Origin of the sequence: Planktothrix sp. FACHB-1355 (assembly GCF_014748295.1) — a bacterium.
Lineage (GTDB): Bacteria > Cyanobacteriota > Cyanobacteriia > Cyanobacteriales > Aerosakkonemataceae > Aerosakkonema > Aerosakkonema funiforme_A.
The window spans coordinates 1-1,745 of sequence record NZ_JACJUP010001324.1; the positions used below are offsets into that span (position 1 = coordinate 1).

General features: G+C 39.3%; 3 protein-coding genes. All 3 read right to left on the reverse strand.

Annotated elements, in window-relative coordinates; all coding sequences use genetic code 11:
* Nucleotides 1-186: 186 nt before the first annotated feature.
* The 3 genes from H6S82_RS32020 to H6S82_RS34255 all read right to left on the reverse strand — a co-directional run bounded on the left by H6S82_RS32020 (nt 187) and on the right by H6S82_RS34255 (nt 1,411).
* On the reverse strand, nt 187-648 hold the full coding sequence (locus tag H6S82_RS32020; RefSeq protein WP_190464916.1) for a condensation domain-containing protein: 462 nt from the start codon (nt 646-648) through the stop codon (nt 187-189).
* A 63-nt stretch (nt 649-711) separates the two neighbouring features.
* Nucleotides 712-1,131 carry a hypothetical protein gene (locus tag H6S82_RS32025; RefSeq protein ID WP_190464915.1) on the reverse strand — a complete coding sequence of 140 codons (420 nt, stop codon included), beginning with the start codon at nt 1,129-1,131 and terminating at the stop codon, nt 712-714.
* A 154-nt stretch (nt 1,132-1,285) separates the two neighbouring features.
* Nucleotides 1,286-1,411, reverse strand: a complete 126-nt coding sequence (locus H6S82_RS34255; protein WP_255512231.1) for a hypothetical protein — start codon at nt 1,409-1,411, stop codon at nt 1,286-1,288.
* Between the last annotated feature and the right edge of the window lie 334 nt (nt 1,412-1,745).

Sequence of the window (1,745 nt, forward strand, 5' to 3'; positions counted from 1 at the left end):
TGAGAAATGCGGGTCGAGCCTTGCTCTTTTCAAAAATTCAAAAAGAATTCCAACTAAACATCATGCTATACAGTGCATTTGTACTAATTTGTTCCGATGCACGATATGCCGGGAGGCACGCTGCGCGATCGCACTCCTGCGAGTGCCTTAACAAAAGTTCATACAGTGTCGATTACTTTTGTCCGACTACTTATGATGTAAATTCAGCAGCAGAATATTTTCTGTTTCAGTTAGTTGTAGTAGCGTTACTCGCAGCAATGACCCGGCGGTTAAATTGAAAGGTTTCTGTGCTTCAAGAGAAGCCAAATGTTCCACTTTGGTTTCTCGTTCCGTTTCTGATAAATTGCGTAGGTCGATCGCGGTAAGAGGTATAGTTAAAGATGGTGCGATCGCCTGCATAAGTTGCCCCTCGACCATCACAAACGTAGTGCGTAAAGTTTCGTGGCGACGCACAATTTCGTTGAATGTTTGCTCTAATGCGGTTAGATTGAGCGCACCTGTTAAGCGCACTGCTATTGACACATTGTAAAAAGGATTTTCCGGTGCCAATCGATCGAAAAACCACAGACGCTGCTGGGCAAAAGATGCCGGGAATACAAATACTTCTGCTTCTTCAAAAATATCGGCTCTGGAAATATTCTGCGTCATGCTTTAACCTGGCTTAAAAATTTTCTAACAATCTGCATAAATTTTTATTTGTATTTTTCATTATCATAATTCCATCCCTCTTTGTGCTAAAAAGCCTTTGGCTGGTGCCAAATCCTCTTTGTTTAAAATTATAGTTGTTTTCTGATTTTTTATGTGCAAACGATAACTTTGTATAAAGAAGCTGTTAACTTTTTCGATTTTGTCAATTGCGCTCCAAGGAATCAGCAGAGGTGACGAGCCAATATTAAATGGCGGAATGATACTCAGATATATTCCTTCGAGAGTTATGCCCACGTTTAGCATTCCTTTGTAGCGAATCCCACCAACATAACCATGTCTCATGTAGCGAATGTTGGGTGGGGGTGCTTGGTTAGTTTTGTATAGTTTGGCAAGGCTTAGCCAGCTTCTCGAAAATAGGAACCAAAAAATAATGACGTTAAGCATTATCACTATAATAATCATCAGCTCGCGAGAGTCGTTCATAATTTTTTATTTTCAAAATATAATATTTATGCTGGTATGGCAATCATTCACCTGTTTCCAGTTTGTCAAACATCTGTCAATACTACAAGTAGTAACTAAAGTTGCTTGAATGACTGCATTGTTGTGCTTTAGCGCTCAAGCGCAACAATATACCTTATAAATATAAAGAAATTGTTAAATTTGCAGTTGCGATCGCATCGCGTAGCATAGGCATATCGCATTTAGTCGATCGGCGACAAAGGCTGTAATTACTGCTGTTAAAACTTTCTGAAGCCAACATTAATTTTTCCTGAGAAATCGCTAAAAAATACTGAGTTAAATCTCAGCATTTTCTAGGCAATTGTTTAAATATAAATTATTGGCAAACCTAATTCCTCAGCTATACTTGGTTTAAGTCTAAAGCAGAGACACAACTAATTAAACCATATTAGACAGCAATTATGGACACAAGCACGGAAACTATCAAAGTCGTTCCTCCTGGCGAAGGTAAATCTTTCTGGCTACTAGGCGATTTAATTACTTATAAAGCAGTGGGAGAAGAAACTAACAGCGGATTCTCTCTTTTGGAAATAACCGTCCAACCGGAAAGTAGTGGGCCTCCACAGCATTGGCAC